Annotated in this window: 16 protein-coding genes and 1 riboswitch; of the genes, 14 read left to right on the top strand and 2 right to left on the bottom strand. The window is 46.6% G+C overall.

Going from position 1 to position 19,414, the window contains the following annotated elements; genetic code table 11:
* Positions 1-282 precede the first annotated feature (282 nt).
* The 8 genes from ACSZLD_RS04010 to ACSZLD_RS03975 all read left to right on the top strand — a co-directional run bounded on the left by ACSZLD_RS04010 (position 283) and on the right by ACSZLD_RS03975 (position 10,683).
* Positions 283-3,129, top strand: a complete 2,847-nt coding sequence (locus ACSZLD_RS04010) for a 2-oxoglutarate dehydrogenase E1 component (protein WP_444684294.1) — start codon at positions 283-285, stop codon at positions 3,127-3,129.
* The gene (gene odhB / locus ACSZLD_RS04005) at positions 3,129-4,394 is read left to right on the top strand and encodes a 2-oxoglutarate dehydrogenase complex dihydrolipoyllysine-residue succinyltransferase (protein WP_444684293.1); all 1,266 of its coding nucleotides are present in this window, start codon (positions 3,129-3,131) and stop codon (positions 4,392-4,394) included. Before ACSZLD_RS04010 ends, odhB begins: the two co-directional genes overlap by 1 nt.
* A 167-nt stretch (positions 4,395-4,561) precedes the next feature.
* A complete protein-coding gene (locus tag ACSZLD_RS04000) occupies positions 4,562-6,052 on the top strand; it encodes a phytoene desaturase family protein (RefSeq protein ID WP_444684292.1) in 1,491 nt (496 codons plus the stop codon).
* A gap of 28 nt (positions 6,053-6,080) precedes the next feature.
* Complete coding sequence (locus ACSZLD_RS03995) at positions 6,081-6,896, top strand: S1 family peptidase (RefSeq protein WP_444684291.1); 816 nt, start codon at positions 6,081-6,083, stop codon at positions 6,894-6,896.
* 95 nt (positions 6,897-6,991) lie between these two features.
* Positions 6,992-8,074: a dual-specificity RNA methyltransferase RlmN gene (gene rlmN / locus ACSZLD_RS03990; RefSeq protein WP_444684290.1), complete on the top strand. Its 1,083-nt coding sequence runs from the start codon at positions 6,992-6,994 to the stop codon at positions 8,072-8,074.
* A gap of 239 nt (positions 8,075-8,313) precedes the next feature.
* The gene (locus ACSZLD_RS03985) at positions 8,314-9,030 is read left to right on the top strand and encodes an HAD family hydrolase (protein ID WP_444684289.1); all 717 of its coding nucleotides are present in this window, start codon (positions 8,314-8,316) and stop codon (positions 9,028-9,030) included.
* 104 nt (positions 9,031-9,134) lie between these two features.
* Entirely contained in the window at positions 9,135-10,094 is a 960-nt protein-coding gene (gene pfkA, locus ACSZLD_RS03980) for a 6-phosphofructokinase (RefSeq protein WP_444684288.1), read from the top strand.
* Positions 10,095-10,218: 124 nt separating this feature from the next.
* Positions 10,219-10,683, top strand: coding sequence for a TraR/DksA family transcriptional regulator (locus ACSZLD_RS03975; RefSeq protein ID WP_444684287.1), 465 nt, complete (start codon positions 10,219-10,221; stop codon positions 10,681-10,683).
* Positions 10,684-10,747: 64 nt separating this feature from the next.
* Here the strand turns inward: ACSZLD_RS03975 and pssA are convergent, their stop codons facing one another.
* Complete coding sequence (gene pssA, locus ACSZLD_RS03970; RefSeq protein ID WP_377908445.1) at positions 10,748-11,449, bottom strand: CDP-diacylglycerol--serine O-phosphatidyltransferase; 702 nt, start codon at positions 11,447-11,449, stop codon at positions 10,748-10,750.
* A 163-nt stretch (positions 11,450-11,612) separates the two neighbouring features.
* Here pssA and ACSZLD_RS03965 point away from each other — a divergent pair, with 163 nt between their 5' ends.
* The 3 genes from ACSZLD_RS03965 to ACSZLD_RS03955 are packed head-to-tail and all read left to right on the top strand — an operon-like array spanning position 11,613 to position 14,512.
* Positions 11,613-12,554, top strand: coding sequence for a ribose-phosphate diphosphokinase (locus ACSZLD_RS03965; protein ID WP_377908444.1), 942 nt, complete (start codon positions 11,613-11,615; stop codon positions 12,552-12,554).
* Positions 12,555-12,571: 17 nt separating this feature from the next.
* On the top strand, positions 12,572-13,654 hold the full coding sequence (locus ACSZLD_RS03960) for an AI-2E family transporter (protein WP_444684286.1): 1,083 nt from the start codon (positions 12,572-12,574) through the stop codon (positions 13,652-13,654).
* A gap of 33 nt (positions 13,655-13,687) precedes the next feature.
* A complete protein-coding gene (locus ACSZLD_RS03955; RefSeq protein WP_377908442.1) occupies positions 13,688-14,512 on the top strand; it encodes a YihY/virulence factor BrkB family protein in 825 nt (274 codons plus the stop codon).
* 42 nt (positions 14,513-14,554) lie between these two features.
* Here ACSZLD_RS03955 and dapA read toward each other — a convergent pair whose 3' ends face one another.
* A complete protein-coding gene (dapA, locus tag ACSZLD_RS03950; RefSeq protein ID WP_377908441.1) occupies positions 14,555-15,445 on the bottom strand; it encodes a 4-hydroxy-tetrahydrodipicolinate synthase in 891 nt (296 codons plus the stop codon).
* Positions 15,446-15,548: 103 nt separating this feature from the next.
* A riboswitch (Lysine riboswitch) is annotated at positions 15,549-15,729 on the bottom strand.
* Positions 15,730-15,865: 136 nt separating this feature from the next.
* On the opposite strand from dapA, the gene ACSZLD_RS03945 reads away from it, so the two are divergent.
* From ACSZLD_RS03945 to ACSZLD_RS03935, 3 genes are read left to right on the top strand one after another with little or no spacing between them, the layout of a single operon-like run.
* The gene (locus ACSZLD_RS03945; protein ID WP_444684285.1) at positions 15,866-16,990 is read left to right on the top strand and encodes an NAD(P)/FAD-dependent oxidoreductase; all 1,125 of its coding nucleotides are present in this window, start codon (positions 15,866-15,868) and stop codon (positions 16,988-16,990) included.
* 41 nt (positions 16,991-17,031) lie between these two features.
* On the top strand, positions 17,032-17,691 hold the full coding sequence (locus tag ACSZLD_RS03940) for a TVP38/TMEM64 family protein (RefSeq protein WP_377908439.1): 660 nt from the start codon (positions 17,032-17,034) through the stop codon (positions 17,689-17,691).
* Positions 17,688-19,073 (top strand): FAD-dependent oxidoreductase, encoded by a 1,386-nt coding sequence (locus ACSZLD_RS03935; RefSeq protein WP_444684284.1) that lies wholly within the window; start codon positions 17,688-17,690, stop codon positions 19,071-19,073. The genes ACSZLD_RS03940 and ACSZLD_RS03935 overlap by 4 nt, the downstream gene beginning before the upstream one ends.
* Positions 19,074-19,414: the final 341 nt, after the last annotated feature.

Genomic DNA, 19,414 nt, shown 5'->3' with positions numbered 1-19,414 from the left:
AGCGTATGATCGAAACAGTCAGCATTATTACAGCGCGGAAATGATGCTCGCTGATTGTCTTATCCGAATATATGAAGACAAAGAATGAGAGGCTGCAGGTTTTTCATCTATTTATTAATATAGGAAAGAACTGAAACCCTTGTGCATAAAGGGGATATAAATACACAATTTAGGAAACTAACCTTTGAGGATGATCATGAATAATGGTAAAATAAGCTTGTAAACGCTTCACAACTTTACAGCGTCAGGAATACATATTTATTTTCACTGGAGGTAGCAGACATGGGAAGTGATTCAATCAACCACAGTCGTGGATGGACGCAGTTTTATGGTCCGAACCTCGGGTATATGCTGGAGCAGTTTGAACAGTATCAGCAGGACCCGGATGAGGTAGAGGAGGAGCTGCGGCAGTTTTTTAGAAAGTGGGGGGCTTATCGGGAAACGCCTGTTAACGGTCAGTCAGCTGTTCAGCCGGCAGAGGCTGGACCTGAAACTTACTACAAAGCTGTAAACGCGATGAAACTTGCCGAATCAATCCGCAGAAACGGACACTTAATGGCGGATATCGTGCCGGTAAGACTGGACGAGCAGAAAGAGATATTCAGCTATGATGAATTCGACCTGACAGAGGAGGATCTGCGTTCAGTACCGCCGGAGCTGCTCTCTCCACACTACCATGAACAGCTTTCCGACGGACTGGAAGCAGTGGAGCATCTGAAAAAGACGTATACACAAAGGCTTGCTTTCGAATTTAAGCAGGTACATGATATTGATGAACGCCGCTGGCTGTTTCAAAAAGTGGAGTCGGGTGACTATATACCGAACCTCACGAATGATGTTCGAAAGCAGCTGCTGCAGAGGCTGAATCAAGTAGAAGGCTTTGAACACTTTATTCATAAAACATTTAAGGGTCAGAAGCGCTTTTCGATCGAGGGTCTGGACACGATGGTACCGATGCTTGATGAAGCTGTCAGCGAAGCGGTCGCGGACGGTGCAGAAAAAATGATGATTGGAATGGCTCACCGGGGCAGACTCAATGTACTGGCACACGTTCTCGGGAAGCCGTATGAGCTCATCTTCAGTGAATTTCATGATGCACCGAACAAGGATCTAGTGCCTTCAGAAGGATCGGTAGGAATTAACTACGGCTGGACAGGTGATGTAAAGTATCACCTCGGTGCAGATCGAGAGATTCATGAGGAAAAGGCAGATGCGACGATAACACTCGCAAACAACCCGAGCCACCTCGAATTCGTTGATCCAGTTGTGGAAGGACTGACCAGAGCGGCTCAGGACGACCGCTCGAAGCCTGGCAAGCCGGTGCAGGATATGGATAAAGCGATGCCGATCTTAATTCACGGTGATGCAGCATTTCCTGGTCAGGGAATTGTGGCGGAAACGCTGAATCTAAGCAGACTGAACGGCTACGCGACAGGTGGAACGATTCACATTATAGCGAATAACTTAATCGGTTTTACGACAGTCAGCGATGATTCCAGATCAACTACGTATGCGAGTGATCCGGCAAAAGGGTATGAAATCCCCGTTATTCACGTAAATGCGGATGATATTGAAGCGTGTGTGGCTGCAATGCACCTTGCGTATCTGTACCGCAAAGAGTTCCATAAAGATATCGTGATTGACCTGATCGGCTATCGTCGCTACGGACATAACGAAATGGATGAACCGCTGGCAACACAGCCTCAGCTTTACAAAAAGGTAAAGCAGCATCCTACTGTTTATCACATATACGGAGAGCGGCTCGTCGATCAAGGCGTCATGTCGAAAGAGGATTTCGACAGTATGCGGGATGAGTTCCTTGCTGAGCTGACGGAGCACTTTGAAAATATTAAAGGCAATAAGCGTGAACACATTGACGGGGACATGAATCCGCCTGAATATGTGGAGGACAGACTGGAAGGCATCGAAACAGCGGTGCCGGAGGAAGAACTGCGCAAGATCAACGAGGAGCTGCTTGAATATCCGGAAGATTTTAATATCTTCCCAAAGCTCGAAAAAATTCTGAGCCGGCGCACAGAGTCGATGGAGTCTGATGGGAAAATTGACTGGGGCCATGCGGAAACACTTGCATTTGCATCGATTATTACAGATGGCACACCGATCCGTCTGACTGGTCAGGATTCTGAGCGGGGTACGTTCTCTCAGCGTCATCTCGTTCTGCATGATTATGAACAGGAAGGCGTTCACTATCCGCTTCACGCTTTGTCAGATGCGAAAGCCTCCTTCACAGTACACAACAGCCCGCTGTCAGAAGCTGCATGCGTCGGGTTCGAATACGGCTATAACGTACAGTCTCCTGAAACACTCACAATTTGGGAAGCACAGTACGGGGATTTCTCCAACGGCGCCCAGGTTCTATTCGATCAGTTCATTTCGAGCGGAAGAGCAAAGTGGGGCCAGAAATCAGGGCTTGTTCTCCTGCTGCCTCACGGCTATGAGGGACAGGGGCCAGAGCATTCAAGTGGTCGAATGGAGCGATTCCTTACGCTCGCAGCAGAGAATAACTGGCACGTAACGAATTTGACGAGAGCCAGCCAGTATTTCCATCTCCTGCGCAGACAGGCTAAAATGCTGAAAGAAGAAGTGATCAGACCACTCGTTTTAATGGCTCCGAAAAGTCTTCTGAGAAACGAAAATGTTGCCTCTTCTCTCGATACGTTCACAGAGGGAAGTTTCCAGCCGGTTCTCACAGTCGATGGATTGGCTGAAAAAGCGAAAAAAGTAAAGCGGGTCGTATTTGCTTCTGGTAAAGTAGCTGTCGATATGGAAGAGCACCTGGCAGAGCTTGACTCTAAACCGGACTGGCTGCAAATTATTAAAGTCGAGGAGCTGTATCCGTTTCCTCGCAGACAGATTAAAGAAATAATGGATGCCTATGAGAATCTTGATGAAATTATGTGGGTTCAGGAAGAACCTCAAAATATGGGAGCGTGGCACTACATCGCACCGCACCTGCAAAGCTTGACGAACAATGAGATTCCTGTAGAATTCGTCGGCCGCCGCCGCCGTTCCAGTACGGCTGAGGGTGACCCTAAAGTACACAAACTTGAACAAAATCGCATTATTGAAGAAGCAACAAGCCGAGAATCCGAAGGGAGTAATGATTGATGCTGGAAGTAAAGGTACCGGAATTAGCTGAGTCAGTCACGGAAGGAACGGTTGCCGAATGGTTGAAGCAGCCGGGCGATTACGTTGAAAAAGGTGACGACATCGTCGAGCTTGAAACAGATAAAGTAAACGTGGAAATTTCTGCAGAAGAATCCGGAGTGCTGAAGGAGACAAAAGCAGAAGAAGGAGATACAGTAAAAGTAGGCGACACTATTGCGGTGATCGATACCGATGCTTCAGAAGGCAGCGGCTCCGAAGCTCCTTCTGAAACGACAGAGGAAAAGCCGGAACCAAAAGAAGAGAAAAAAGAAGCAGAACAGAAAGAAGCGCCAAAAGAAGCGTCCGGATCCTCTGATGAGTCAGAGTCCGATGAGCGCGTGATTGCTTCTCCAGCAGCTCGAAAGTACGCTCGTGAAAAAGGAATTGATCTGCACGCGGTCAGCTCCCGTGATCCGCTTGGACGTGTACGTAAAGAAGATATCGACGCGCATCAGGCTGGAGGAGGCAAAGGGTCAGCTGAAAAGAAAGAAAGCAGCTCCAAAGAATCAGATGAAAATCCACTGAAGCCGGTTAAGCGTGAAAAAATGTCCCGCCGCCGTCAGACAATCGCAAAACGACTGGTGGAAGCACAGCAGACGGCTGCTATGCTGACAACGTTTAACGAAGTGGATATGACGAACCTGCTTGCTCTCCGCAAGCGCTGGAAGGATCGCTTCCAGGAAAACAACGATGTAAAACTAGGATTCATGTCATTTTTCACAAAAGCGGTTATCGGTGCTCTAAAGCAGTATCCTTATGTGAACGCAGAGATTGACGGCGATGAGGTCGTACTGAAAGACTTCTATGATATTGGAGTGGCGGTATCAACTGACGACGGTCTCGTAGTTCCAGTTGTACGCGATGCAGATCGCCTTGGATTTGCGGGCATTGAAAAGGAAATTGGCTCTTTAGCTACAAAGGCACAAAACAAAAAGCTGAAGCTGGATGACCTCCAGGGCGGAACATTCACGATTACCAACGGCGGTGTGTTTGGCTCCCTCTGGTCAACTCCAATCCTGAATTCACCTCAGGTTGGTATATTGGGCATGCATAAAACACAAATGCGTCCGGTAGCAATCGACAATGAGCGGTTCGAAAACCGTCCGATGATGTATATTGCTCTATCTTACGATCATCGAATTATTGACGGTAAAGATGCTGTAGGCTTCTTAGTAAAAGTAAAAGAATTAATTGAAGATCCAGAACAGCTTCTCTTGGAGGGCTGATTAGACCAATGAGAAATGCCTATTATCGATCATCGATAATAGGTATTTTTTGTTGGGGAGACATATACTAATTGCCCAAAGTTTTCAACATGGTTTCGGTCAAGCTGCTGTATTCGTTGCAAACAGGTGTACAGCCGGCCATAATAAGAAGCAGAGGTGATGACCGAATGGAACAGGTGGACGTACTCGTAATCGGTTCAGGGTTTGGCGGGTCTACTGCAGCTGCGCTGCTCGCGGCTGAAGGGCGCAGCGTGGCATTAGTCGAGGCTGCAGCTGAGTGGGGTGGAAGCGCAGGGAAGTTTCAACGAAAGAACTTTCGTTTTCCGGTAGGCGCCACTCTTGGTATGGGATATGAACGGGACGGCATCCACGACAAAATTAACAGGCGGCTGGGAATAGAGATTGAAAAACGTCCGCTCCACACCGTTATGAATGTAGCGATAGCGGACAGAGTCTACCCTTATTATCAGAACCGGGAGCAGTTTCTGCGAATGTGGGATGCAAAGCTGCCACACGCCGCACCAGCGATTCGGTCCTTTTATAGAGAAGTGTGGCATATAGCAGGGTTGCTGCGCCGTCATATGGTTCATTTTCCTGTTGTTCCGCCTGCTACTTTTCATGAAGCAGAAGCCCTCTTGAAAGGTTTCCACCCGGCAGTGCTCCGCTGCATCCCGTTGCTTCAAAAGCCTCTTGGATTCGTAATTGAAAAGCATGGTCTTCAGTATCAACAAGATTTTATGCATTTTTTAAATGGAGTGCTGCTGGACAGTATGCAAACAGAGGCAGACGCATGTTCTGCGCTGCTTGGATGCACGGCACTGGACATTTATCACAGAGGGGCCTGGTACATCGAAGGAGGACTTTACCGACAGATCGAAGCTCTGATACAATCCTGTAAATCAAATGGCGGGACTGTAAAAAAAGGAAGGCGCATCGTCGGCATTGCCCGAACTGAATCCGGATTATGGGAAGCGGAAGATCACAAAGGAGGACGCTGGCAGGCGGCAAATGTGGTGTTGAATACCACTGCTGAAGATGCTGCGTCGCTGCTGCCGGCAGAGGACCGGGTTAAGCTGAGCGGTCGATTGCGGCGTAAAGCGGGAGCCCAGTTTCAATGGGGCGCATTTACAATGTACCTTGCGTTAAAAGATACGCTGACTGAAAAGACGCCGCTGTTTCACCAGTTTTTAGTGAATCCCGACAAACCAGCAGAAGCCGGGAATCATTTTTTTGTATCGATTTCTGCTGTCTCTGATGCGCATCGGGCTCCGGCAGGGTATAGAACGGTAACGGTTTCTACACATATTAATCCAGACCACTGGAAAGACAAAACCGCTTATGACCGGTATGCCGCTGCGATAAAGAAAGCGGTACTGACAAAGCTTGAAGCAGTATTCCCCGGTTTTACAGACGAAGCGGTACACATGTTCACTGCTGGACCAATGGCATGGCAGCACTACACACGCAGAACCGGCGGTAAAGTAGGCGGGTTTCCGCAAACCCCTGACAATGCACTTTATCGAGCCATTTCTCACAGAAGCGGCATTACAGGGCTCTGGTTATGCGGAGACAACATTTTTCCAGGAGCTGGTTCGATCGGCGCCTCGAGCTCAGGAGTTCATTGTGCAAGATCCATAATCGGCCGCCAGCCCGTCTAATGACAAGTCGAAGCGGGAGTGACTATTTTTGACAGATGACCACAATCAGACTGGTAAGAATCAAGAGAGACAGGAAGAAAAAAAGGAAGAGCTGTTTTACGATGGGGAGAAGTATTTAACAAGAGAAGAATTTTTTAATCCCCCTGATCCGGTTGAACCGGAGCCAAAAAAGAAAATGAAACGTGGTTTAAAGATTACTATTGCGTCCATTGCAGCAATCGCTTTACTGGCGAATGTAATGGCGGTATGGCCGCAGCTGATAAACATTCCAGCTTTTCATTTTTTAAGCAATGCCTATGAACTGAGAGGCGACGAAGACGTGCAGGATTTTCAACAGTCAATTGTCGTCATTCGTTCAGGTGATGCCAAAGGAACCGGTTTTGTATTCGATGATGGCAGAGTCATGACAAATCAGCACGTAGTTGATCATGATGCTCCGATATCGATTCATTTTGAAGATGGCACGTCCTATCAAGCTGACATTGAGCTTGAGAATGAGGAGATTGATACGGCTGTGCTGGAAGCAGACTTTTCGACGGAGGAGCATCCCTCGCTGGAGATTGGGAGCGGTTTTCGTCAGGGGGAAGAGGTTACGATAATTGGAAATCCCCGCTTTTTCAATTTTGTACCGAACTCGGGCATTATAGCTGGTTACCTGGAATCTGCACAACCTGAGCCGGTGATCGCACTCGACGCACCAGTTTACAGAGGAAGCAGCGGAAGTCCGGTTATCAATGCCTCTGGAGAAGTAATCGGGGTTGTATATGCAACGACTAATAGAGACGGAGAACGGTTTGGGCTGGCTGTCGATATGGAAATTATTAATCAGGAGATCCTCAGGTGACTTGCATTTTCTCTGTGAAGCTGAGATAATGGCAGATGGTCAAAAAAGATTGGAACTACTGATTACGGTAGATTAGTAAAGAAAAGAGGGTTAACATGAATAAAGAGTCTATTTACAGCTATACGCTTCCGGCTCTTGAAGACTGGTTTACCGGGCGCGGGCATAAACCTTTCCGGGCAAAACAGCTGTGGGACTGGCTTTACCGCAAACGAATTGACGATTTTAATGAAATCACTAATATGAAAAAAGATGTGTTGGAGGAATTAAAAGAAACCTTTACGCTCCAAACACTTGAAGTCCATTCCAAGCAAGTCTCCAAAGATGGAACAATGAAATTTTTATTCCGTTTAAAGGATGGTAATCTGATTGAAACGGTATTAATGCGGTTTGATTACGGTTCCTCTGTGTGTGTCACAACTCAAATCGGCTGTAACATTGGCTGCAGCTTCTGTGCAAGCGGTCTTCTGACAAAAAGCCGCGATTTGAGTGCAGGCGAGATTGTCGAGCAGATCATGCATGTGCAAAAAGCAATGGATGAAGAGCAAAAAGAAGAACGTGTCAGTCATATCGTCGTCATGGGCATCGGAGAACCATTTGATAACTACGATAATTTGATGGCTTTCTTACGCGTTGTGAATAACGACAGCGGTCTTGCTATCGGCGCCCGGCATATTACCGTATCGACGAGCGGCATTATTAAACGGATCTATGACTTTGCAAATGAAAATCTGCAGGTGAATCTTGCTGTTTCTCTGCATGCGCCGAACAATAATCTGCGTACAAAAATTATGAAAATTAACAAAGCGCAGCCGATCGAGAAACTTATGGAGGCTGTTGATTATTATTTAGAGAAGACAAACCGCCGTATCACATTTGAATATATTTTGCTCGATGGTGTGAATGATGGAAAAGAAGAAGCACTGGAACTGGCTGAGCTTATTAAAGATAAAAAAAAGCTTTCCTATGTCAATCTGATCCCGTACAATCCGGTAGATGAGCATATTCAGTATGAGCAAAGCCGCAAGAGTAATATCCTCACCTTTTTTGATACGCTGATGAAAGCGGGGATCCAATGTGGAGTCCGTCATGAGCAGGGTTCTGATATCGATGCTGCCTGCGGACAGCTGCGAAGCAAGCAGATGAAAAAAGACCGTGAGAAGAAAAAGCAAATGCAATAAACTTCTATGAACAGTCCGCCCCGAGCGGTCTGTTTTTTTGATTCTGTCGTACTTAGTGGACTATCTCTATTATATCGGCATAAGAGGCGGAACAGGTCAGTATCTTCAATGGGAAAAATAGAACAAGCTTGCCTATGTATCCAGGAAAAGGAAGCTGATTTTTCAACGACGCAAACAAGAATATCTGCTAAACTGATGTAGAATATAAAATACACAGCAGTATGTCAGGAGTGGATGAAATGAAAGCAGTGTTATTTGATCTTGATGGCACAATGCTTCCAATTGATACAGAAGCGTTTGTAAAAGCTTACATGAAAAAGCTTGCTCCAGCTGTCCAGCACCTGGTTCATCCGGATCAGTTTGTTCAGGCTCTATGGAGAGGCACAGCAGCGATGCAGCAAAATCTGGATCCTGCCAAAACGAATGAACAAGTATTTATGGAAACATTTATTCCGGAAGCAGGGGTTTCGCAGCGTGAGATTGCACCCGTGCTGCATACATTTTATGAAGAAGAGTTTGCTTCATTACGGCCAGAGGGGCTTCCTTCCACAAAAGCAGCAGATATTATCGTTGCTGCGTCTCGACAGGGATTAGTAACAGCTGCTGCTACAAATCCTGTTTTTCCGGAAGCAGCCGTACGCCATCGATTGAATTGGGCAGGGATTGACTGCAGCTCTCTCGATTTCATCACGTCTTATGAGAACAGCTCGTTTACAAAACCGCATACACAATACTATGAAGAGCTCTGCGATCGAATGGAAGTAGCTCCGGAAGAGTGCATAATGGTGGGAAATGACGTTCAGGAGGATATTGTTGCTGGGAGCATCGGCATGAAAACGTACCTTGTTACGGGGTTTGTGATTGACCGGGGAAGCCCTGCATACAAGCCTGACGATACTGGTACGCTTGACGATCTGTTTCGAGACATTCAGTCAGGCACGGGATTGTTTAAATAATAGACTCTTTATGCAGCAGGATTTCCTGCTGTTTTTTCATCATTTAATCAAGAGACGTGGTAAACTAGCTTTAGAAGTCTGACATCTGAAAGGAGCTGGATAACATGAAAAAAATTGCTGTATTGACTAGCGGAGGAGATGCTCCGGGTATGAATGCTGCAGTCCGTGCTGTGGTCCGCGCTGCACTGTATTATAATTATGAAATTTATGGGGTGAAACGCGGATTTGAGGGACTGATAAAAGGAGATTTGGAGCAGCTCAATGCTTCTTCAGTGGGAGACATTATACATAAAGGTGGAACATTTTTAAAGACGGCTCGTTCTAAAACGTTTATGACGCCTGAAGGGCGAAAACAAGCGATCGATCAGCTTCATGCCTTAAATATAAGTGCGGTCATCGTAATAGGAGGGGACGGGTCGTTTCGTGGCGCAGAAGCATTAAGCCGAGAAGGAATTCAAACAATTGGTATTCCTGCTACGATTGACAATGACCTGGGTTATACAGATTTTACGATCGGATTTGATACGGCAGTCAATACGGTCCTGCGTGCAGTGACAAATATCCGCGATACGTCGAGCAGTCACGAGAAGACGACGATTATTGAAGTGATGGGAAGAAACTGCGGAGATCTTGCCCTTTATGCAGGAGCAGCTGGCGGTGCAGAGAGCATTATCGTTCCTGAAAAGCCATTTACGGTACAGGAGATTGCGTACAAAATTCGAAAAGGGCGTACAAGAGGCAAACTGCACCATATTTTGATGCTTGCTGAAGGTGCTGGAAGCGCTACAGAAATTCAACAGAAGCTGGAAGCGGAAACTGGGGAAAAATCAAGAATAACAGTGCTTGGCTTCATACAGCGCGGTGGTGATCCAACTGCAGCGGATCGTCTGCTCGCAAGCAGAATGGGATTAAAAGCAGTCGAGGCATGCAGGGACGGTGCAGACAGTGCTGTGATTGGCATCGACAAAAATGATTTGACGGTTACCAACATAGATGAAGCACTGAAGCGCGGTAAAAAAGATGACGGAGAATTGACAAGATTGACCACAATCCTTTCAACATGATGAATACAACATGGAGCAGCTCTGTGCCCGGCAGCTACCGGCAAGAGCATTTTTGCGAAATGTTTATGATTATCCTCAAGCGTGAATACTGTATGTATTCACCTATTGGAGGGAGCTATCAATCATGAATGAAAAAAAACAGGCTTATTTCAAAGACAAATTAGTAAAAAGGCGAAGAGAGATTTTGGCTGACTCTTCAGAAACAGAAGAGAGTGAAGAGCTTTCCAACTATGACAATCATCCGGCAGATCAAGGAACCGAATTAGCTGAGCGTCATACTGAGGCCGCCTTGGAGCAGCAGCAGCAGGATGAGCTGGCTGAAATTGACGAATCTCTCAACATGATCGAGAATGGGACGTACGGAACCTGCGTTGTCAGCGGAGAGCCAATTCCTGAAGAACGGCTGGAAATTATGCCGCACGCTAAAACGACGGTAGAGCATGCCGAAAAGCGGGACAAACGTCAACGGCCGGTAGAAGAAGAAGTAACAGACCCGCTGCATGAAACAACGGCAAGAGGATCGCTGCGTTCTGATTTTGCTGAGGAAGCCTATGGACACGGAAGCTCAGATTCAGATCAGGACAAATAATCCCCTTATTTAACATCATTTTGTTTAAGCTGCAGCCGCTGAATAAAAAAAGACTATGGCAGCATCAGCCATAGTCTTCCGTTTTTTGCACCCGCTTTTTTTTCCAAACGGAAAAAATAATCAAAAACAAAATGTATAAAATAATTGCGGCAATGATTAAATTGGAATATTCAATCATAGCATTGTAGCGGGTTACGGCTATCAATGATACGAGCATGACAGTGATCAAAATAGCATACTTGGGAACTGGAACGTTCTTAAGGCTAGGAACCGGGATCCGGCTTACCATCAAAATGCAAAGCAGCATATAAAGAGCGGAAATAGCTGCCTGTGGAATGGCGAAATTAAAAAATGTCAGCAGCGCAATAACGCCGCCTGCTGCTGTGATCGGCACGCCGGTAAAATAGTTTTTTTGAGTGCTGTCGGTATCAATATTGAATCTGGCAAGCCTAATCGCCCCAAAGATAGGGAAAATACCGGTGAGAATCAGCCCTGTCCAGCCGAGGTCGCTGAAGGTAGTCCCATAAACAAGCATAGCAGGTGCAACCCCAAATGTGACGATATCCGCGAGGGAGTCCAGTTCTTTGCCAAAGGATGATTCCACTCCCAGCTTCCGAGCTGTCCATCCGTCCATACTGTCTAACATCATGCCGATAATAATAAATACAGCTGCATTTTGATAATCACCTTTTGCTGCAGCTCCAATTGATAAAAATCCGAAAAATAAATTTGCAAGCGTAATGCCGTTCGGCAGATGACGAATCAACCTGTCTGCCTCCTTTCAACCGTTTAACTGGAAGGTATTTAAACTTCATTAAGGCCGGTAGTAGTCATTATACACGATCTACAGACTGGACGGTACAGAAGTTTAGTCGGCAAATGGATAATGCTGTGATAGGATAGAATAAACAGCATGTTGGAGGGATACGATGAAGGAGACAATGAAGTTATTTACATTAAATTCTAATCGGGAACTTTCAGAAGAGATTGCCCGCGAGCTTGGCATGACGCTCGGTAATTCTTCAATAACAAGGTTCAGCGATGGCGAGGTACAAATTAATATCGAAGAAACGGTCAGAGGCTATGATACATATTTAATTCAGTCTACCTCTGAGCCCGGAAGCGAATACATCATGGAGCTGCTGATTATGATCGATGCTTTAAAGCGTGCATCAGCTCAGTCGATAAACGTAGTGATCCCTTATTATGGCTACTCGCGTCAGGACAGGAAAGCACGATCGAGAGAGCCGATTACGGCCAAATTAATAGCAAATTTGCTGGAGGCAGCGGGCACGACGCGGATATTAACAGTAGATCTGCATGCTGCTCAGGTACAGGGCTTTTTTAATATTCCTGTGGACGAGCTGCGCGCAAACAATCTCCTCTCTGATTATTTTGCAGAGAAAAAATTGAATGATATTGTCGTTGTAGCGCCGGAAAATGCTGGAACAGCAAGAGCGCGCCGCTTAGCTGAACAACTGGATGCGCCGATAGCATTTATCGACAAACAGCGTAAGAACGCGCCGGACTCTGTTCACGGCATTAATATTATTGGGGATATTCAAAATAAATCAGCTATTATCATCGATGACATGATTGACACCGCTCGCACCGTAACTTCAGGCGCACAGGCACTGATCGAACTGGGAGCCGCCGATGTTTATGCATGCGCCACCCATGGTGTGCTTTCAGAACCGGCAGTTACCCGTATTCGGGAATCTGCTCTGAAAGAAGTTGTCCTAACGAACACTGTCCGGATCCCTAAGCAAAAGCGGGACGAAAAAATAACGGTACTTACCGTTGGTCCGCTTGTAGCAGAAGGAATCAGAAGGGTACAGGAAAACGAATCTGTCAGCACGCTGTTTGACTGACAGTCAGGAGGCGTTTGATGCCGAAGTCAAAGTGGTTCTTATTTTTATACAGTGTCGTGTTAATTCTTTTAGCAATAAATTTGGCAGTAGAAGTGCCGTTTGTTTTCCGGCCTTTTGCAATTGCCTTTTCATCGCTTGCCCCCGTCATTATTGTCGGAGGAGTTCTATACTACATCCTGCGTCCTCTCGTCAGGCTGCTTGAAAAGTGGATGCCCACGGTCGTGTCCATCTTACTTATATTTCTTGCTTTTTTAGGAGCGGGAGCAGGTGTCGCTGCATTGGTTGGTCCTATTCTGGTTCAGCAGACAGAAAACCTGATTGATAACTTCCCGAACATCGCTACCGGTGTCGAGAACTGGATCAATGATCTGTTGACGCATGAATGGGTCACGATGCTTCAAAATGAACCGATTCTGGAGGACTTCGATCCCTCTGTTATTACAGACAACCTAACGGATTTCGCGAGCCAGTTTGGAGGCAACCTGCTCAGTGCACTCGGAATGGCATTCAGCGTGGTGACAGTGCTCGTTCTTTTACCGTTTGTCCTCTTTTTCCTGCTGAAGGACGGCGGGAAATTTCCGGAGAGCGTTCTCAGCAAGCTTCCTTCAGATTCACAGGATGAAGGGCAGAAAATTATGAGCGATATGGATAGCACGCTCAGTGCTTATATTCAGGGACAGGCAATTGTCAGTGTGTGTGTCGGTATTCTGTCTTATATCGTATATTTGATCATAGGACTGGATTATGCGGTTGTTCTGGCGCTCATCGCAATGTTTACGAACCTGATTCCATTTGTAGGGCCGTTTATCGGCACGATCCCCGCCGTCATTGTAGCGTTGTTTGATTCGCCAATAACAGCACTGTGGGTCGTTATAGGTATTATCATTATCCAGCAGATTGAGAGCAACCTCATTTCGCCCAACGTCATGGGGCATAAGCTGAAGGTGCATCCGCTAACGATTATTCTCCTGCTTTTGATAGCGGGCAATCTGGCTGGATTGATTGGATTAATCCTTGCTATACCAACGTATGCTATTTCTAAAGTTATCGTTCAAAACGTTTATCGTCTTCTCAAACTTAAATATCCAGGACTTAACTAACCGGTTCGATTGATCCGTACAGGAGGCGAAGCTATGTGGGCAGTCTGGAAAGAGTATGCACTCGAAATCAAGGAGGAGTGGTCACGGGATGACGTGCCGCTGCTGGCTGCGGCACAAGCCTATTATTACGTGTTATCTGTCATCCCATTAATGATCCTTCTTTTAGCTATTTTGCCGTATTTTCAGCTGGATCCGGACCAAGTATTATCATATGCAGAAGAATTTTTACCTGGTGCGGCAGTCGATGTATTTGAAGACACAATAGTCGATGCTGTCTCTGAACCGAATGGAGGACTTCTTACTGTAGGAATATTAGGAACGATCTGGTCAGCATCCAATGGTATGAATGCGTTTATTCAAGCGATAAATACAGCTTTCAATGTGACAAAAAAACGTTCTTTTTTAAAGCACCGCGGCCTTTCTATTTTGCTTACGCTGCTTTTGCTTTTAAGTCTTATCACTACGCTGTTTTTGCCGATATTTGGTGAAGCCATTCTTGGAGCCGTTCAGCAAATGGCAGAGCTGCCTGCTCAAACGGAGCTGCTTATTCAGGCAGGCAGATGGATTATAGCCCTTCTCGTTGTTATCACCATTTTAACGGCGCTGTATACGGTGGCTCCTAATATGAAAATACCGTTTAAAAGCGTTATCCCCGGTGCAGTCGCTGCGACAATCGGGTGGATGGCTGCATCCTATGGTTTTTCGATCTATATTAGCAACTTCGGTAACTTTTCTGCTACTTACGGCAGTTTGGGCGGCATGATTATTCTAATGCTGTGGATGTTTTTAACCGGAATCATTTTGCTGATTGGGGCAGAAATAAATGCTATTCATTTCAGACGACAGCAAGGAAGATAGGAACATACAAAACCACCGCCGATTCGGCGGTGGTTTTGTTGATTATACAGCAGAGTGCAGAATGCGATTTGCTAGTACTCCTGCAACTACTTGCTCTTCAAGTGGTGTGAGCTTTGTAATCGGCAGTCTGACCGGGCCTGCAGAAACGCCGATCATGCTGAGGGCAGCTTTAACCGGAGCAGGGCTCGGTGCACAGAACATTGCATCCATAAGCGGTACGAGTTGTCTGTGGAGACTTCGGGCTTCCTGATGACGTCCCTCATCGAATAAATCTAGCATCTCTTTCATAGCGGAACCAGCTATGTGCGAAGCAACTGAAACAATACCGGATGCGCCTATTGCGTAGGCAGGAAGCGTCAAACTGTCATCGCCGCTGTAAAGAGTGAATCCTTCAGGAGCATCTGACATGACAGCGTTCATATGGTCCAGGTCTCCGCTTGCATCTTTTATCGACACGATATTGTCCGCATCCTGAGCCAAGCGGATCGTTGTTTCCGCCGTCAGGTGTACGCCCGTTCTGCCCGGGACATTATACAGCATAACCGGAAGCGACGTCGCTTCCGCGACTGCCATAAAGTGCTGATACATCCCTTCCTGATTTGGTTTGTTATAATATGGAGCAGTCAGCATAACAGCATCCGCGCCAGCCTGTTCTGCAAGCTGTGTCAGCTGGCAGGCAGCGTACGTGCTGTTCGTACCGGTGCCTGCAATAACCGGAACTCGGCCTGCTGCGGCATCTACCGTATTCTTGAAAAGAGCTGCTTTTTCTTCGTGGCTGAGGGTAGGGGCTTCCCCAGTCGTTCCGCCGGCAACGATCGCGTTTGAACCAGTGTCAATTAAGTGCTGAACGAGCTCCCGAAGCTTTTGAAGATCGATGTGACCATTCTCATCAAAAGGTGTAACCATTGCGGTGATAATTCTGCCAAAATTCATTGTATCCCTCTATTCAATAAGATAGTTGAATAGAGCTAAATCATTGGCCGAAAAGTTAAAAAAGCAGCAGGCGGAGGGCCTGCTGCTGAAAATAATCCTTCCAGCGTGAGATAGCCCTTCACACAGCATTAGCTGTATGACAGTGCTGCACCTGTTCGGTGTCAGCCCCAGCCTCAGCCTCCGGGAGAGGATCAGGCTTCGGCGCCGCTTCCTTTCAGCTGCTTTCAAAGAATCCCCTGATTCTCCGGCAGCTTACTCATAAAAGGCGCACCTCTAAACTCACTTCAAGTGTTGAAGTAATGTGTAACTGTTGACAGCGTATCAGACTGTGGCTGAAGTTGCAAGCAGGTAAATAAATTTGTCACGTCTACTCTGCTGTTTTAAAATAGCGATAGCCTGTCGGCACGAAAGGAGTTTCTTATGGAAAACTATTTTATTATCGGCGGAGGCATCCTGGGTGCTTCTACCGCTTATCATCTGACGCGCAGCGGCTGCAAGGTAACGCTGTTCGATGCAGGTCATAAAGGACGTGCAGCTGATGCAGCAGCAGGTATCATCGCACCATGGGTATCCCAGCGCCGCAATAAAAAATGGTATGCAATTGCACGTGGAGGAGCTGTCTATTATCCGGAGCTGATCGACATGCTGCGCGACAGCGGGCAGGAAGGCGCAGGATACCAAAAAGTTGGCTCTCTCCATCTGCATGATATAGATGAGAGGCTGGATCATAAGCACCGCCATCTGCTGAAGCGTCAAGAAACAGCTCATGAAATGGGGAAGATAACGCTGCTTAACCACGCAGAAACAAGAGCTTATTTCCCAGAAGCGCACGAGCGTTTTCAATCCGTTCATGTGGAAGGATCTGCCCGTGTGAACGGAGCAGAACTGAGAGAGGCCCTGCTGCAAGCAGCGGTCAATGAAGGCTTACATCTCGTTCATGATCATGCAGCTCTCCACCTGCAGAACGGCAGACCTGCAGTAACTGTCGGTCCTGAAACATTTTATCCAGATAAGCTGATCATTACTGCAGGTGCCTGGACTCGTCCTCTCCTCGAGCAAGCAGGCTTTGAGAGCAGAAGTTCTGTACAAAAAGGACAGATTATTCATCTCAAGAAACGGGACGAAAATAAGCACTACCCAGTTGTCATACCGCACGGAGAATACTATCTGATACACTTCGGAGGAGGAAACATGGCTTTTGGTGCATCGAAAGAAGAAATTACCGATTATAATACAGAGGTCTCTGCAGGCAGTCAGGCAGAATTGCTTCAAGCGCTCCTTCATGTAGCGCCAAGTCTTGAGAATGCAGAAATAACCGGTGTCCGTACAGGCCTCAGGCCGTTCACTCCCGGATTTTTACCTGTCTTTGGACCGTTGAAGGGCGGATCGGATATTATCGTAGCGGATGGACTGGGAGCTTCCGGCTTGACTTCCGGCCCATACCTCGGTAGAGAGCTTGCAAATCTGGCGACTGGACAACCGATGGAGCTTGATCCGGCTGATTATCCGCTTGAAAAAGCAGCAGCTGATACGATTTTAGATTAGAGAGCATCGAAAACGGATATAGGAGGAAAAGGAGCCACTTTATGAATGTTCAAACGCTAATTAAAGCCGCTGCAGTTATTGCGGCGGCTGCTCTTCTGATTTATATAAATGCTACTTATTTGAATTTTGAAGCGGAACAGCTGCAGGACTTTTTTCTGTCATTCGGACTTCTTGGTCCGGCCGTATTCGTGTTGATGTTCGCAATGAGGCCGTTTCTTCTCTTTCCCGCCTCTGTCATGGCAGTAGCCGGGGGACTGGCCTTTGGACCAATCATCGGTCCGGCTGCCACATACGCAGGGTCCCTAGCTGGAGCGCTGCTGTCTTTTCTGTTTATTCGTAAATTAGGGGGCAGAAAAAAGCAAAAACTTTCCGGAGCTAAACGAGAGGTTATAAAAAAACGAATTGAAGAGAACGGCATGTTTTACATCATTTCTTTGCGAATTCTTCCAGTAATTAATTTTGACTTGGTAACGTACCTGGCTGCAGCATCCTCTATTAAACTGAAAACGTTTCTCGGCGCTACAATGATCGGTATTATTCCGGGCACGCTGGCATTCAATCTCCTTGGAGCATCGCTTGCGGATTTAAGTGCAGGCATGATTGCTGCAACAGCCGGAGTATTCGCTGTCGCGCTTATTATTCCTTATATCGTAAAACGAATGCTGAAAAAGAAAAACGTTGACCTAGAAGAACTAACATGACAGCTTATGAAGAAGGTGGTTCTGTGGAACAATTCCAAGTAGTAGTGATTGGCGGAGGCGTTGGAGGGCTGACGCTTGCTCTCCGGCTTGCGCAGCAAAATACAAAGGTGCTCGTCATCGAAAAAGATAAAAACCCTGGCAAAATCTATAAAGGCGAGCTGCTTCAACCAAAGTCGCTGCTTCATTTCAGAGAAATGGGGATCGACCATCGTATTGTAAAGACGAGTCACCCGCTCCCGACTATTCATACCTATGAAATGAAAGAAGCAGCGGACGGGACGGTAGAGGAAAGCATGTACATTCCGCTTCATTATGACCGCCTGCCTGTAACCTTTCCGGAAGCACGCATGATACCTCACGAAAAGCTGAAAAACATCATTTTAGAGGAAGCAGTTAAGCATGATTCGTTTCATTACTGGAATCCAGCGGCTTTTCAAAAGTTTACGTCGATGGACAGTAAAGTGAAACAATTCAATCGGGCCATGGTGAAGAAGGATGGAGAGGAAGTTGAGATACAGGCTGATTTCTTTGTAGGAGCTGAAGGCAGGTCGTCGCTTATGCGCAAGGCAATGGAGCAGCAGCTTGTCACTACACAGTATAACCATCACTTTCTTACAGTAACATTCCCGAGACCGGAAAACTACACAGAAGCTAGAATGTACGCTTCACACAAATCGTTTATCGGATTGTTTCCGCTTCCTGATAATGAAGTACGGTGTGTCCTGCTGATCAAACCAGGTGATTATAACAGGATGAAAAAGGAAGGCCTGCACACGTTTTACGATCCAATTATTCAGTTTGAACCGGAGCTGAAAGACTGCGTCACGCAGATCGAATCATGGAAGAAAATACAGCTCATGATTCCGATCCGTCATAACATTCACGAATATGTTCAAGGGAATGCAGCGATTATTGGAGATGCCGCTCACGCCGTTCATCCGATGGCTGGTGAGGGAATGAACCTGGCTATTCAGGATGGGGCGATTCTTGGAGATTTACTGAACTGGATGTTTGAAACGAATAATCTTGAGCCTAAGCATTTGCGAATGTTTGAGAAAGTAAGAAAAAAGAGGGCAGACCGGCTGTCGCTGCTCAGCCATTTTTCTGCGCTCGGGTATGCTTGGTCATTTAAGTGGTATCAGTGGGGCCGGATGTTTGCGTTGAAGCGCTTTGAACGACATCCGATTCTCCACTATAAGCATATGCTGAATATCTCCGGGGTGGGCTGGTGGATGTATACGCCAATGGACGCTGCCCGGTTTTTAGGTCCTTCTTCTATGTACATGCGATCCAGGTTTAAAAAGCGCAGTCAAAAAGCAGTTTTCACTGATCAGGATGATTATCCATGGCGTAAAAAAAGACAAAGCTCTGAAGAGGACTGACCCCTTCTGAGTGAAAATGGTATTTGAATGATGACTGAAAAGCCGGTACAGCTTCCGACCTGTACCGGCTTTTCAGCGTATCGATCACATAGTTGCAAGTAAAGCACCCTTCATTAATCTTTATTTGGAAACACTCACTTACCGTCTGATGTCAACCGGATCTTTCCCTAACGCTGATCTTTAAGATATGAGCCAGCCGATTTCAGCAGCTGAGACGATTATTGAAACACTTGATAAAGGGTTGGCACGAGCTTGCAGCAGTCGAATTGCCGCTTTTGTGCGTCGTGATGTTTTCGAAAGGGTGCGCCAGTGTTCAGCAGCGTTCCCTAATGGTGTTACGA

Source organism: Alkalicoccus luteus, assembly GCF_052061695.1.
GTDB lineage: Bacteria > Bacillota > Bacilli > Bacillales > Salisediminibacteriaceae > Alkalicoccus > Alkalicoccus luteus.
This window is presented reverse-complemented; position numbering and strand designations above follow the sequence as displayed.